We start from the raw sequence: 13,061 nt of genomic DNA, 5'->3' as shown, positions 1-13,061 counted from the left end.
AGGCTCCGCTAACCCGTCACACTGGCAGGTCGCTGAGCAAGCCGGCTGCCGTCAGGGGTTACCGTCTTACCGTGCCATCCGCTGATCCCGCCCTCGAGCCGCGCCTGCCCGGCGACGCCGAAGGGCGACGCAGCCGTCGCACACAGGGCTCGCCCGAGCACGCCGAACCTGCTCGGTTCCTTCCTCACGTGCAGGGGCTCCGCGCCATCGCCGTGCTGTGCGTGGTGCTCTACCACTTCTGGCCGGGGCGCTTCCCCGGCGGCTACATCGGCGTGGACATCTTCTTCGTCATCTCGGGCTTCCTCATCACCTCGCACCTGATGCGGGAACTCACCGCCACCGGCACCGTGCGTCTGGGCCAGTTCTGGGCGAGACGTGCTCGGCGACTTCTTCCCGCATCCCTGCTCGTGCTGCTCTTCTGCGCGCTGGTCGCGATGACCCCGTACCTCACCCCGACCTCGGCATTGCCGAACGAGGTGCGCGAGATCCTCGCATCGACCTTCTACGTCGAGAACTGGTACCTCGCGATCACGTCTGCGGACTATCTCAACAACGGCGGCGACCCCACCACCGTCCAGCACTACTGGTCGCTCTCGCTCGAGGAGCAGTTCTACGTCATCTGGCCGCTGCTGATGCTCCTCGCTGCGTGGGCCGCGGTGAAGTGGGCGCGCGGCACAGTGCGCCGGAGCGTCATCGCGGTGCTGGCGGTCGTCTCGGCGGCATCCTTCGTCTTCTGCGTCGTCTTCACCATCACCGACCCCGCGCCGGCCTACTTCGTGACCTTCGGTCGGATGTGGCAGTTCGGTGTCGGTGCCCTCATCGCGCTCGTCCCGCTGCTGCGGCTGCGCTCCGCGGGGGCGAGCTTCGTGGCGGGCTGGGTGGGGATCGCCGCCCTCCTCTGGGCGACCTTCGCCTACGACGGACAGACCCCCTTCCCCGGGTACGCCGCCCTTGTGCCCACGCTCGGCGCGGGCCTGATCATCGCGGCGTCGAACACCGACCGCTGGTGGTACCCGACCCGTGTGCTCTCGGTGCGTCCCGCGCAGTTCATCGGGGGGATCTCCTACTCGCTGTACCTCTGGCACTGGCCGCTCATCATCATCGCGCCGTCGGTGCCGTTCTGGGGACTGACGATCTACCATCGCGTCGCCCTGCTCGCGCTCTGCTTCGTCCTCGCGTGGCTGACGAAGACCTTCGTCGAGGATCCCTTCCGCAGCTGGAAGGTGCTGACCTCACGCCCGCCGCGGGTCACCCTCTGGGCGTCGCTGGCGGCGATGCTCCTGGTGGCGAGCACCGCGGGCGCCGCCTGGGCCGTGAACGCACCCGCCTACAACGCCGGTGTGCGGGCCCTCGCGGAACTGCGTGAGAACCCGCCGGAGTGCTTCGGTGCGGCATCGATCCTCGATCCGACGTGCGATGACTCCGCGACGCCCGACACGATCCTGCCGGCGCCGGGCTTCGCGGGGGCCGATCGACCATCCGACGATCAATGCTTCGTGCAGCTGAACGATTCCCGCCCGGTGTCCTGCGAGTTCGGCTCCGACGCCGACGACGCCCCGCGCGTGGCCCTCATCGGCGATAGCCACGCCTTCCAGCTCCTGCCCACATTCGAGCGGATGGCGCAGCGCAACGGCTGGCACCTGACGACCTTCTTCAAGGGGGCGTGCCCCTGGAACACCACACCCCTGTCGACGCCTGGCGCTTTCGGTGCGGCGTGCACCGACTGGCGCGAGGGCGTCACCTCCGCCCTCGCCGACCGGGAGATCGATGTCGTCTTCACCTCCGCCCTCGCGACGACCCCGTACGCCTCGGACGGGTTCGATTCGTCCCGCGACGCCGCGGTCGCGGGCTACCGCGAGGCGTGGAGCGAGGTGATCGATCGCGGCACACCGGTGGTGACGGTGGTGGACAACCCGGTGTGGGAGACCGATCCGAACAAATGCCTGCGCACGCGTGACGCCTCCGAGTGCGACGGGCCGCGCGCCGACGTGCTCGTTGCGGACGACCCGCTGCGCGAGGCGGCGGAGGGGATGGCCGGGGTCACCCTGCTGGACTTCACCGATGTCTTCTGCGACGACGAGGTGTGTCGCCCCGTGGTGGGCGGAGCCAACGTCTACCGCGACCAGGACCACCTGACGGTCACCTTCGTCGACACCCTCGAACCCTGGTACGAAGCGGCCATTCGCGACGCCCTCGCCTCTCGCTGACCCCGGACCCGAGGACGTCTAGGCTCCCTGGCATGAGCATCGACCCCGCGGCATCCGTCCTCTCCCTCGGCGACCGGCGCCCGTCGCTGCCTGATTCGGCGTTCGTCGCCGCGGGCGCGCGGGTGATCGGCGCCGTGACGCTGGGGGAGGGCGCGAGCGTCTGGTACAACGCGGTGGTGCGCGGGGACAGCGCTCCGATCACCATCGGCCCGGGCAGCAATCTGCAGGACAACGTCTCGGTGCACGTCGACGCCGACCACGCGGTGGTGCTGGGGGCGAACGTGTCGGTCGGTCACAACGCGGTCGTGCACGGATGCTCGATCGGCGACGGCTCGCTCATCGGGATGGGGAGCGTGGTGCTCTCGGGCGCGGAGATCGGCGCAGGATGCCTCGTCGCGGCCGGGGCCGTCGTGCTGCAGGGCACGGTGGTGCCGCCCGGGTCGCTCGTGGCGGGCGTGCCCGCCCAGGTGCGCAGGCCCCTCACGGAGGAGGAGCGCGAGGCCATCCGGCGGAACGCGGCGATCTACCTGCAGCACCTGGAGACGCACCGGGCGGCCGAATCGATCGGCGAGAGCGGCCTCTGAGGGCCATGGAGGGGATGACGGGAATCGAACCCGCACCATCAGTTTGGAAGACTGAGGCTCTACCATTGAGCTACATCCCCGCGGCGGAGAGATCCGCGGTTACTCCAGTCTAGGGGACGCGCGAGGTGGGTCCTGTCGATGAGGCTTCCGGGAGTGTCGGCTAGACTGCAACAGGCCCGATCGGCGCACGCGTGCGTGCGCACCCGCCCGGGGCGTAGCTCAGCTTGGTAGAGCGCCCGCTTTGGGAGCGGGAGGCCGCAGGTTCAAATCCTGTCGCCCCGACCATCGGCCCCCCATCACGAAGACCTACGCCCACGCGTCCGCGTGCGGTGGCAGACGAGGAGAGACACAAGGCATGGTCACCACCACCGTCGAGAAGCTGAGCCCGACTCGCGTGAAGCTCCGTATCGCGGTCAGCCCCGAAGAGCTGAAGCCCAGCATCACGCACGCCTACGAGCACATCGCCCAGGACGTGCAGATCCCCGGCTTCCGCAAGGGGAAGGTGCCCGCACCGATCATCGACCAGCGCGTCGGGCGCACCGCGGTGCTCGAGCACGCCGTCAGCGAAGGGCTCGATGCGTTCTATCGCGAGGCTGTCACCGCCAGCGAGATCCGCGTCATGGGTCGCCCGAGCGCCGACGTCGTGGAGTGGCCCGACGCCAAGGACTTCAGCGGCGACCTGCTGGTCGACGTCGAGGTCGATGTCCGGCCCGAGTTCGACCTTCCTGACTTCGAGGGCACGACCATCGAGGTCGACGCCGTCGAGGTCGACGAGTCGGCTGTGGACGCCGAGCTCGACAAGCTGCGCTCGCGCTTCGGCACCCTGGTGACCGTGGACCGCCCGGCCGCCACCGGCGACTTCGTCGAGCTCGACCTCGTCGCCACGATCGACGGCAACGAGGTCGATCGTGCAGATGGCGTGTCGTACGAGGTCGGCTCGGGCGAGCTGCTCGAAGGCATCGACGAGGCCGTGGACTCGCTGACCGCAGGCGAGGAGACGACCTTCCGCTCCACGCTGATCGGCGGCGACAACGCCGGCCAGGAGGCCGAGGTCGCCGTGACCGTCAAGGCGGTCAAGGAGCGGGAGCTTCCCGAGGCGGACGACGACTTCGCGCAGATGGCGTCGGAGTTCGACACGATCGCCGAACTGCGCGACAGCCTTCGCGAGCGTGCCGGCGAGCAGTCGGTCTTCACCCAGGGGTCTGCGGCCCGCGACAAGCTCATCGAGACGCTCCTGGCCGGCGCCGAGATCCCCGTGCCGCAGCAGCTCATCGAGGACGAGGTGCACAACCACCTCGAGGGCGAGGGTCGTCTCGAGGACGATGTCCACCGTGCCGAGGTCACCGAGGCCAGCGAGAAGCAGTTCCGCACCCAGATGCTGCTGGATGCCATCGTGGAGAAGTACGAGGTGCAGGTCTCGCAGGACGAGCTCACCCAGTACCTGATCCAGTCGTCGGCGCAGTACGGCATGTCGCCGCAGGACTTCATCAACGCACTGCAGCAGGGCAACCAGCTCCCGGCCATGGTCGGCGAGGTCGCCCGCAACAAGGCCCTCGCGGTCGCTCTCGGCAAGGTCACCGTCGTCGACACCAACGGCAAGACGGTCGACCTGACCGGCTTCGTCGCGCTCGAGGACGAGGAGACCGCCGAGGACGAGGTGGTCGAAGAGGCCGAGGACATCGCTGACGCCGCCGCCGAGGCCGATGAGGTCATCGCCGCCGAGGAGGCCGAGGCCCCCAAGAAGCCCGCTCGCAAGAGCCGCGCGAAGAAGGCCGACGCCGCCGAGTAAGCGCACACGCCGACAGGAGTGAGGGACGGATGCCGCGGCATCCGTCCCTCACTCGTCTGTCCGGCGACGCCGGCTCGGCGCAGGCGCGACGCGCTCGATCTGCCGACGGCGAACACGGGCGGGGCGCGATTCACGCGCCGGTAGATTCGAGGACACGACCACGGAAACAGGAGTACACATGGCCGAACCACTTGTCGCGACGAGCGTCTTCGACAGGCTGCTCAAGGACCGCATCATCTGGCTGGGGTCGGAGGTGCGTGACGAGAACGCCAACGAGATCTGCGCCAAGATCCTGCTTCTCGCCGCGGAGGACTCCGAGAAGGACATCTACCTCTACATCAACTCGCCCGGCGGCTCGATCACGGCCGGAATGGCGATCTACGACACCATGCAGTTCGTGCCGAACGACATCGTCACCGTCGGCATCGGGATGGCTGCCTCGATGGGCCAGCTGCTGCTCACGGCGGGCACCAAGGGCAAGCGCTACATCACGCCCAATGCCCGCGTCCTCCTCCACCAGCCCCACGGCGGCTTCGGCGGCACCGCGAGCGACATCCAGACGCAGGCGCAGCTCATCCTCGACATGAAGAAGCGCCTCGCCGAGATCACGGCCAAGCAGACGGGCAAGACGGTCGAGCAGATCAATGCCGACGGTGACCGGGACCGGTGGTTCGGCGCCGAAGAGGCGCTCGAGTACGGCTTCGTCGACCACATCCGCGAGTCCGCGACCGACGTCATCGGTGGCGGCGGAACCGCCACCGACAGCTGAGCTCGACGGCGAAAGAGAGAGAAGTAGGAATGCAGACCCCCACCTTCGGAGGCGCCCCGTCGGCGCCGCAGGGCCTTCAGATGCCCGGCAGCCGCTACGTCCTGCCTCAGTTCGAGGAGCGCACGGCGTACGGCTACAAGCGACAGGACCCGTACAACAAGCTCTTCGAGGATCGCGTGATCTTCCTCGGCGTCCAGGTCGACGACGCGTCCGCCGATGACGTCATGGCCCAGCTCCTCGTGCTGGAGAGCCAGGATCCCGACCGGGACATCGTGATGTACATCAACTCGCCCGGCGGCTCGTTCACGGCCATGACCGCGATCTACGACACGATGCAGTACGTCTCGCCGCAGATCCAGACCGTCGTTCTGGGTCAGGCGGCGTCGGCCGCGGCGGTCCTGCTCGCAGCGGGGGCACCGGGCAAGCGCCTGGCGTTGCCCAACGCCCGCATCCTGATCCACCAGCCTGCGATGGGTGAGGCCGGCCACGGCCAGGCCTCGGACATCGAGATCCAGGCCGCGGAGATCATGCGGATGCGCACCTGGCTCGAGCAGACCCTCGCAGCCCACTCGAACAAGTCCGTCGACGAGGTGAACAAGGACATCGACCGCGACAAGATCCTCTCGGCCGAGGACGCGGTGACGTACGGCCTCGTCGATCAGGTCCTCACCACGCGGAAGCGGACGGCCGGGGCCCCGGCGCTGACCCGCTGACAGACCCGAACGGTGACGCCCCCGCGCTCCGGCGACGGGGGCGTCACCGCGTTCACGCCGACTCAATCCCCGCGCATGTCCCCGGCAGAGGTTAGGCTCGACGGTGACGACGGGGGAGGCATCCCCGGGGCGACGAAGAGGAGCCGCAATGGCACGCATCGGTGAAAGCGCCGACCTGTTCAAGTGCTCTTTCTGCGGAAAGAGCCAGAAGCAGGTGCAACAGCTGATCGCCGGCCCCGGTGTGTACATCTGCGACGAGTGCGTCGAGCTGTGCAACGAGATCATCGAAGAGCGGATGGCCGAGTCCTCGACCGGTGTCGTCTCCGAGTTCGACCTCCCCAAGCCTCGGGAGATCTTCTCCTTCCTCGAGGAGTACGTCGTCGGTCAAGACGACGCCAAGCGCGCGCTGTCGGTCGCGGTGTACAACCACTACAAGCGCGTACGCGCCCAGGGCACCCTGCAGCCCGCCGAGCAACGCGCCGACGAGGTCGAGATCGCCAAGAGCAACATCCTGCTGCTCGGTCCGACCGGCTGCGGAAAGACGTATCTCGCGCAGACCCTCGCCAAGCGCCTCAACGTGCCCTTCGCGGTGGCCGACGCCACGGCGCTCACCGAGGCCGGTTATGTCGGCGAAGACGTCGAGAACATCCTGCTCAAGCTCCTGCAGGCGGCCGACTTCGACACCAAGCGCGCAGAGACAGGCATCATCTACATCGACGAGGTCGACAAGATCGCCCGCAAGGCGGAGAACCCCTCGATCACCCGCGACGTCTCCGGCGAGGGAGTGCAGCAGGCGCTGCTGAAGATCCTCGAGGGCACCGTGGCCTCCGTTCCTCCGCAGGGGGGCCGTAAGCACCCCCACCAGGAGTTCATCCAGATCGACACGACGAACGTGCTCTTCATCGTCGCGGGGGCCTTCGCCGGGCTCGAGGACATCATCTCCTCCCGGGTCGGCAAACACGGTGTCGGATTCGGGGCGCCGCTGCACAGCAAGGGCCAGGATCTGAACCTGTTCAGCGAGGTTCGGCCCGAAGACCTTCACAAATTCGGACTGATCCCCGAGTTCATCGGTCGTCTCCCCGTCGTGGCGTCGGTCAACCCGCTCGATCAGGCGGCGCTGATGGAGATCCTCACCGAGCCGAAGAACGCGCTCGTCAAGCAGTATCAGCGCATGTTCGAGCTGGACGGAGTGTCGTTGGAGTTCGACAGCGAGGCCCTCGAGGCGATCGCCGACCTCGCGGTCGAGCGGAAGACCGGTGCCCGCGGGCTCCGCGCCATTCTCGAAGACGTGCTCGGACCGATCATGTTCGAGATCCCGTCGAGCGAAGACGTCGATAAGGTCATCGTCACCCGCGCCGCGGTCGAGGAGCGCGCCGCCCCGACCTTCGTTCTGCGAGAGAAGCGCAAGAGCGCCTGACCCGCCGCGTGCGATGAGTCTTCCCGCCCCGTCGCTGGCCGACTACAGCGGTGTCCTCAGTCTCCGACGTGGAGATGCGGTACTGGGTGAGTGGGCAGGGGGACTCGCCGACCGCACCTCGGAGGCGCCGAATACCGTCGCCACCCGCTTCGGGCTGGCAAGCGGCACGAAGATGTTCACCGCGGCCACCGTCCTCGCGTTGGTCGACGACGGCTTGCTGTCCCGGGAGACGCGGGCACGCGACATCCTCGGAGGCGACCTCCCGCTGGTCGCGCCCGACGTCACGGTCGATCACCTCTTGACCCACACGTCCGGGATAGGCGACTACCTCGACGAAGAGGTCGACGCCCTGGCGCCGCTTCCGGTTCCCGTCCAGCAGCTCGACTCGACGCCGGCCTACCTTCCCCTCCTCGACGGGCACCCCACCAAATTCCCCGCGGGGGAGCGGTTCTCCTACTGCAACAGCGGCTACGTCCTGCTTGCCGTCCTGGCCGAACGCGCCTCCGGTAGCTCGTTCGCCGAGCTCGTCGAGACTCGCGTCTTCCAGGCTGCGGGCATGACGGATTCAGGGTTCCCTCGGTCCGATCACCTGCCGCCGGGCACAGCCACCGGGTACCGTGACGACGGACGGACGAACGTGTTCGCGCTCCCCGTCGTGGGGTCGGGAGACGGTGGCGCCTTTTCGACGGTCGCCGACCTCCACCGCTTCTGGGAGGCGCTGTTCGCCGGGCGCATCCTGAGCCGAACTGGTGTGGATCTTCTCATCACGCCGACGACCGCCGACACCGGCGACGGGCTCGGCTACGGTCGTGGCGTGTGGATCGACGGCGACGATCTCGTCATGGCCGGAGGCGACCACGGCGTCACGGCGGTGAGCAGACGCCACGCCGCATCCGGCACCACGGTCACCGGCCTCGCCAATGTCGCCGTCCGCACCTTCGCGCGCACCCGTGACCTCATGGACCAGGTGCTGGGACGGCCGGCGGCCGCCGCGGCTGAGGCGGTGTCGGCGGACTGACCGCGCGGACACCGCACTCAGCTCACACGTGCGCTGAACTCACGCGGCGAGGCCGCGGCGTCGCAGCAGCGGCGCGATGTCGGCATCCCGGCCGCGGAAATCCCGATAGGCCTCGAGCGGATCCTTCGAACCGCCCACCCCGAGCAGCCGCTGCCGGAAGCGATCGCCGTTGGCGCGGGTGAGCCCGCCGTTCTCTCGGAACCACTCCACCGTGTCGGCGTCGAGCACCTCGCTCCAGATGTAGGAGTAGTACCCGGCGCTGTAGCCGCCGGAGAAGACGTGAGCGAAGTAGGTCGAGGAGTAGCGGGTCGGGACCGCGGGATCGTCCAGGCCGATCTCCGCCAGCGCTCCTGCTTCGAAATCCGCCACGTCGAGGTCCTCGGCCGCGGCATCGGCTCCGAGCCGGTGCCAAGCCTGGTCGATCCAGGACGCCGCCAGGTATTCGCTGGTCGAGAAGCCCTGGTTGAACGCCTCTGATGCGTGCATTCTCTCGACGACGTCTGCGGGCAGCGGCTCGTCGGTGTCGACGTGACGGGCGTACGAGCTGAGGATCTCGGGCCAGTAGATCCACATCTCGTTGACCTGGCTCGGAAACTCGACGAAGTCGCGGAAGACGTTCGTGCCTCCGAAGGACGGGTAGGTCACCGTCGCGAAAAGGCCGTGCAGGGCGTGGCCGAACTCGTGGAAGAGCGTGGTGACCTCGTCAAGCGTGAGAAGCGTCGGCTGCCCGGGGGAGGGTTGGGGGACGTTGAGGTTGTTCACCACCACGGCCGCCGTACCTCGCAGACGCGACTGCACCACGATCGAGTTCATCCACGCGCCGCCTCGCTTGGTGTCGCGGGTGTAGAGATCGAGGATGTAGAGCCCGACGGGGGTGCCGTCGGCGTCGTGGACCTCGAACACCCTCGCCTCGGCGTGGTAGGCGGGAAGGTCGGGTCGCTCGGTGAAGCTCACGCCGAAGAGGTCGGTGGCGGCCCGGAACACGCCGTGCTGCAGAACCCGCTCGGCCTCGAACCAGGGTCGAAGCGCCGCCCGGTCGAGGTCGTACTCCGCTTCGCGCACGCGTTCGGTGTAGAAGGCCCAATCGTGCGCGGCCAGCGGAAACGATTCGCCGGACGCGTCGATGATCTTCTGGAGGGCGTCCTGCTCCCGTCGAGCGTTGCGGGCGGCCGGTCCGGCCAACCGGAACAGCAGCTCGCGCACGGCCTCGGGAGACCCGGCGGTCTCGTCCGCTGTGACGTATGCCGCGTGGGAGTCGTACCCGAGGAGCTGGGCGCGCTCGGCGCGCAGGCGCACGATCTCGCGCAGCACTTCCTGATTGTCGTTGGCATTCCCGCGGGAGCCTCGTGCCTGCGACGCGGCCAAGATGCGACGCCGACTCTCGCGATCGGTCAGGGTCGAGAGATAGGGGTGGCCCGTGAACAGGGTGAGGGTCACGACGTACTTCCCCTCCATACCCCGGTCTGCGGCGGCCCGGGCGGCCGCGGAGAGTTCCCCCTCCGTGAGGCCATCGAGCTCCGACTCGTCGTCGAACACCACCGCGAGGTCGTTCGTGTCCGCCAACAGGTTCTTCTCGAAGGTCGTCGTGAGAGTCGACAGTCGCTGATTGAGCTGGGTCAGTCGCTCTTTCGCCTCGTCTTCCAGCGCCGCACCTGCGTGGGTCATCTCGCGATAGCGCCGTTCGACCAGATACAGGTCTTCGGGTGTCAGGTCTTCGTTCTGGCGACGGTCGTACACGTGGCGCACGCGCGCGTAGAGGGCGGGGTCGAGCTGGATGGCGTCCTGATGCGCCGCCATGAGGGGAGCGAGCTCCTGCTCGACCGCCTGGATGTCACCGGTGGCGTCGGCGGAGGAGACGGTGTAGAACGTGCGGGCGATGTCGCCGAGAAGATGACCCGATTCCTCCAGTGCGACGAAGGTGTTCGCGAACGTGGCCTCGGAGGGATCCGCAGCGATGCGCGCGACCTCTTCTCGGTGCGCTGCGAACGCGGCGCGGAACGCGGGGAGGTAATCGGCGGCCGCGATGCGGCGGTAGTCCGGCAATCCGTAGGGCAGGGACGAGGGTGCGAGCAGCGGGTTGGCGTCGGTCATCTCTCCACCCTAGGTGAGCACGCGAGGGGTGCAACCGAGTGTTTGCAAAATACACCTTGCAAAGGTTTCTTTGCAGAGCTACTGTTGCCTCATGAACACTCCGGACGAGCAGGAATCGGATGCGGCGGCGCGGGTCGAGTCCCGCCACGCGAACGATCGGGTTCTCGACGCGCAGGCCCTCCGCGCCCTGGCGCACCCGCTCCGGGTGAAGATCTACGACATCCTCAGTCAGTACGGTCCGCAGACCGCCAGCTCGCTCGCGGAGCGATTGGGCGAGTCGACGGGTTCGACGAGCTACCATCTGCGCGCGCTGGCGAAGCAGGATCTCATCCGCGAGCGCCCCGGACAGGGGACGGGCCGCGAACGCTGGTGGGAGCGTCCGGTCGGGGGCGTGACCATGAGCGCCGCGGGCACGGCGAAGACGCCGGCTGCGCGAGCGGTCACGCAGCTCGTCACCAGCGAGTTCTTCCGTCTGCGTCAGCAGGCTCTCCTGGACTTCCACGACCACGCCATCGGGCTGGAGGACGACGTGTGGAAGGACGCGAGTCTCATCTCGACAGCGACCGCGCGTCTGACTCCCGCCCAGAGCGCCGAGCTCACCCATCGCATCATGGCGATCATCGACGAGACCGTCGACCGCTACCGCCACCAGGAAGGCGAGGACGTGCGACCCGTCACGATCCGCGCCGACGTCTTTCCGCTTCCCGACATCGGAGGTGCCTCATGACCACTCTCTTCAGCCCACTACCTGCGACCACCGGCGTCGAACGCCTGATCCTGGTCGCCGCCGATGCCGCCCGGGGAGTGGTGGCGCGTCGCGTGGAACGTCGTACCGGTCCGGTCGGCCGGCGAAGCGCCGCCGTGCTCGCCGACGCCGTCGAGCGCCGTCATCGGGCGGTCGCGCACGGCGTGATCGGCCTCTTCCCGGGCTGAACCGGTGACCGATACGAGGCCCGAGGTCGTCCCCGAGCTCGGAACGGTCCGCCCACGACGCCCGCCCCTCGGCCGAGACTTCGGTCGACTGTGGACCGCGGCGGCCTTCAGCAACCTTGCCGATGGACTGGGCCGCACTGCGGTGCCGCTCATCGCGACGACGCTGACGACCGACCCGCTCGCGATCGCCGCCGTGGGCGCTCTGGCGTTCCTGCCCTGGCTGGTGTTCGGGCTCCCGGCCGGCATGCTGGTGGACCGCTTCGACCGGCGGGTCATCATGGCAGGCGCGAACACCCTTCGCGCGAGCGCCGCGATCGCTCTGGCCGTCCTCACGGTCACCGGTGAGCTGACCATCTGGGCGCTGTTCGCGGGCGTGCTGGTCTTCGGACTGGGGGAGACCCTGTTCGACAACGCCACGAACGCGGTCGTCCCCGCGCTCGTGGCGCGCGGCGGCCTGGATCGCGCGAACGGCCGAATCCAGGCGGCGCAGATCACGATCGACAGCTTCCTGGCGCAACCGGTCGCGGGCCTGCTCTTCGCCGTGTCCTTGGCTCTGCCTCTCTGGCTCGGCGCCCTCGGATACCTGGTGCCGATCGTCCTCGCCCTGCTCCTGCCCGCCGCGGCCGCGCGACCTCGCCGAGACCCGGAGGACACCCGACCCGCCTCGCCGATCTCCACGCGCACGGCCCTGGCCTACCTGTGGCGGCATCGCTACCTCCGCGCCCTGGTGATCTTCACCTCCGTGGTGGGTTCAGCCTTCTCCTTCGCACAGGCGGCGACCATCCTGTATTTCCTCGACACTCAGGGCGTCCCCCCGGCTGCGATCGGTTTTGTGACCGCTGGTGTCGGAGTCGGCGCCCTGGCGGGTTCCCTCGTCGCGCCACTGCTGGTGGACAGGTTCGGCCGCGGCGCCGTGATGCTCGGTGCCAACCTGCTCGCCGCGGTGAGCCTGGCGCTTGTCGCGGCGGCCCCGGGGGTCGTTCTCGCGGTGGCGTTCTACGCTCTCATGGCCTTCGCCGTGTCCACCTGGAACGTTCCCTGGGGCGCCCTCCGACAGCTGATCGTGCCCGGCGACATCTTCGGACGCGTCCTCGGCGTCATCCGCAGCCTCACGTGGGGACTCTTCCCGATCGCGACCCTCGCCGGTGGACTCGCCGCACGCGTAGACCTGCGCCTGCCGTACATCATCGCCGCGGGAGTGACACTGGCGGCCACCGCGGTGGCGTCCCGCCTCATCCTCGCAGCCAGCAGGCAGACCGGTCCTCTGCCGGTGAGCGCGTCGACGGACGCGCAGGCGACTCAGCCGAACTCGTCCTCGTCGTCATGACGCACCACCGCGGTACCGTTCGCGTCGAGCTCGACGATCACGCCGCTGTCGAGTTCGGCGATCGGCCGGCCCTCCAGCCACGTCAGCGTCCACCGCGGGCGCGGACCGGCTGAGCCGAAGGCGGCGTCGACGGAACGAACGGCCGCGGCGACCGCGGGCGGTACCGACGCCGGCGGTTCGTCCCCCGACGTCCATCGCGTTCCCAGCTGCATG

The 13,061-nt window shown here is 68.5% G+C and carries 12 protein-coding genes and 2 tRNA genes; 11 read left to right on the top strand and 3 right to left on the bottom strand.

Features of this window, described 5'->3' with window-relative positions:
- Positions 1–71 precede the first annotated feature (71 nt).
- Positions 72–2,207 carry an acyltransferase family protein gene (locus V6S02_RS07130; protein ID WP_336400337.1) on the top strand — a complete coding sequence of 712 codons (2,136 nt, stop codon included), beginning with the start codon at positions 72–74 and terminating at the stop codon, positions 2,205–2,207.
- Positions 2,208–2,239: 32 nt separating this feature from the next.
- Positions 2,240–2,791 (top strand): gamma carbonic anhydrase family protein, encoded by a 552-nt coding sequence (locus tag V6S02_RS07125; protein ID WP_124293361.1) that lies wholly within the window; start codon positions 2,240–2,242, stop codon positions 2,789–2,791.
- Positions 2,792–2,797: 6 nt separating this feature from the next.
- Here the strand turns inward: V6S02_RS07125 and V6S02_RS07120 are convergent.
- Positions 2,798–2,871: transfer RNA gene (locus V6S02_RS07120), tRNA-Gly, on the bottom strand.
- Between the two features lie 128 nt (positions 2,872–2,999).
- On the opposite strand from V6S02_RS07120, the gene V6S02_RS07115 reads away from it, so the two are divergent.
- The 6 genes from V6S02_RS07115 to V6S02_RS07090 all read left to right on the top strand — a co-directional run bounded on the left by V6S02_RS07115 (position 3,000) and on the right by V6S02_RS07090 (position 8,497).
- Positions 3,000–3,076, top strand: a tRNA-Pro gene (locus tag V6S02_RS07115).
- Positions 3,077–3,146: 70 nt separating this feature from the next.
- The gene (gene tig / locus V6S02_RS07110; protein WP_124293360.1) at positions 3,147–4,580 is read left to right on the top strand and encodes a trigger factor; all 1,434 of its coding nucleotides are present in this window, start codon (positions 3,147–3,149) and stop codon (positions 4,578–4,580) included.
- Positions 4,581–4,758: 178 nt separating this feature from the next.
- Positions 4,759–5,349: an ATP-dependent Clp protease proteolytic subunit gene (locus V6S02_RS07105; protein WP_124293359.1), complete on the top strand. Its 591-nt coding sequence runs from the start codon at positions 4,759–4,761 to the stop codon at positions 5,347–5,349.
- Positions 5,350–5,378: 29 nt separating this feature from the next.
- Positions 5,379–6,062: an ATP-dependent Clp protease proteolytic subunit gene (locus tag V6S02_RS07100; RefSeq protein ID WP_336400336.1), complete on the top strand. Its 684-nt coding sequence runs from the start codon at positions 5,379–5,381 to the stop codon at positions 6,060–6,062.
- A gap of 148 nt (positions 6,063–6,210) precedes the next feature.
- Positions 6,211–7,479, top strand: a complete 1,269-nt coding sequence (clpX, locus tag V6S02_RS07095; RefSeq protein ID WP_336400335.1) for an ATP-dependent Clp protease ATP-binding subunit ClpX — start codon at positions 6,211–6,213, stop codon at positions 7,477–7,479.
- A gap of 13 nt (positions 7,480–7,492) precedes the next feature.
- On the top strand, positions 7,493–8,497 hold the full coding sequence (locus V6S02_RS07090) for a serine hydrolase domain-containing protein (RefSeq protein ID WP_336400334.1): 1,005 nt from the start codon (positions 7,493–7,495) through the stop codon (positions 8,495–8,497).
- Between the two features lie 39 nt (positions 8,498–8,536).
- Here the strand turns inward: V6S02_RS07090 and V6S02_RS07085 are convergent, their stop codons facing one another.
- On the bottom strand, positions 8,537–10,588 hold the full coding sequence (locus V6S02_RS07085) for a M3 family metallopeptidase (RefSeq protein ID WP_336400333.1): 2,052 nt from the start codon (positions 10,586–10,588) through the stop codon (positions 8,537–8,539).
- 91 nt (positions 10,589–10,679) lie between these two features.
- Here V6S02_RS07085 and V6S02_RS07080 point away from each other — a divergent pair, with 91 nt between their 5' ends.
- The 3 genes from V6S02_RS07080 to V6S02_RS07070 are packed head-to-tail and all read left to right on the top strand — an operon-like array spanning position 10,680 to position 12,848.
- Positions 10,680–11,315: an ArsR/SmtB family transcription factor gene (locus tag V6S02_RS07080; protein WP_336400332.1), complete on the top strand. Its 636-nt coding sequence runs from the start codon at positions 10,680–10,682 to the stop codon at positions 11,313–11,315.
- A complete protein-coding gene (locus V6S02_RS07075) occupies positions 11,312–11,521 on the top strand; it encodes a hypothetical protein (protein ID WP_124293353.1) in 210 nt (69 codons plus the stop codon). The genes V6S02_RS07080 and V6S02_RS07075 overlap by 4 nt, the downstream gene beginning before the upstream one ends.
- 4 nt (positions 11,522–11,525) lie before the next feature.
- The gene (locus V6S02_RS07070) at positions 11,526–12,848 is read left to right on the top strand and encodes an MFS transporter (protein WP_336400331.1); all 1,323 of its coding nucleotides are present in this window, start codon (positions 11,526–11,528) and stop codon (positions 12,846–12,848) included.
- Here V6S02_RS07070 and V6S02_RS07065 read toward each other — a convergent pair.
- Positions 12,821–13,060: a hypothetical protein gene (locus V6S02_RS07065; protein ID WP_336400330.1), complete on the bottom strand. Its 240-nt coding sequence runs from the start codon at positions 13,058–13,060 to the stop codon at positions 12,821–12,823. The genes V6S02_RS07070 and V6S02_RS07065 overlap by 28 nt on opposite strands.
- Between the last annotated feature and the right edge of the window lies 1 nt (position 13,061).

This window comes from Microbacterium sp. CCNWLW134 (assembly GCF_037083565.1).
GTDB lineage: Bacteria > Actinomycetota > Actinomycetes > Actinomycetales > Microbacteriaceae > Microbacterium.
The sequence above is the reverse complement of the archived record's forward strand: the minus strand, read 5'-3'. Positions and strand labels throughout refer to the sequence as shown.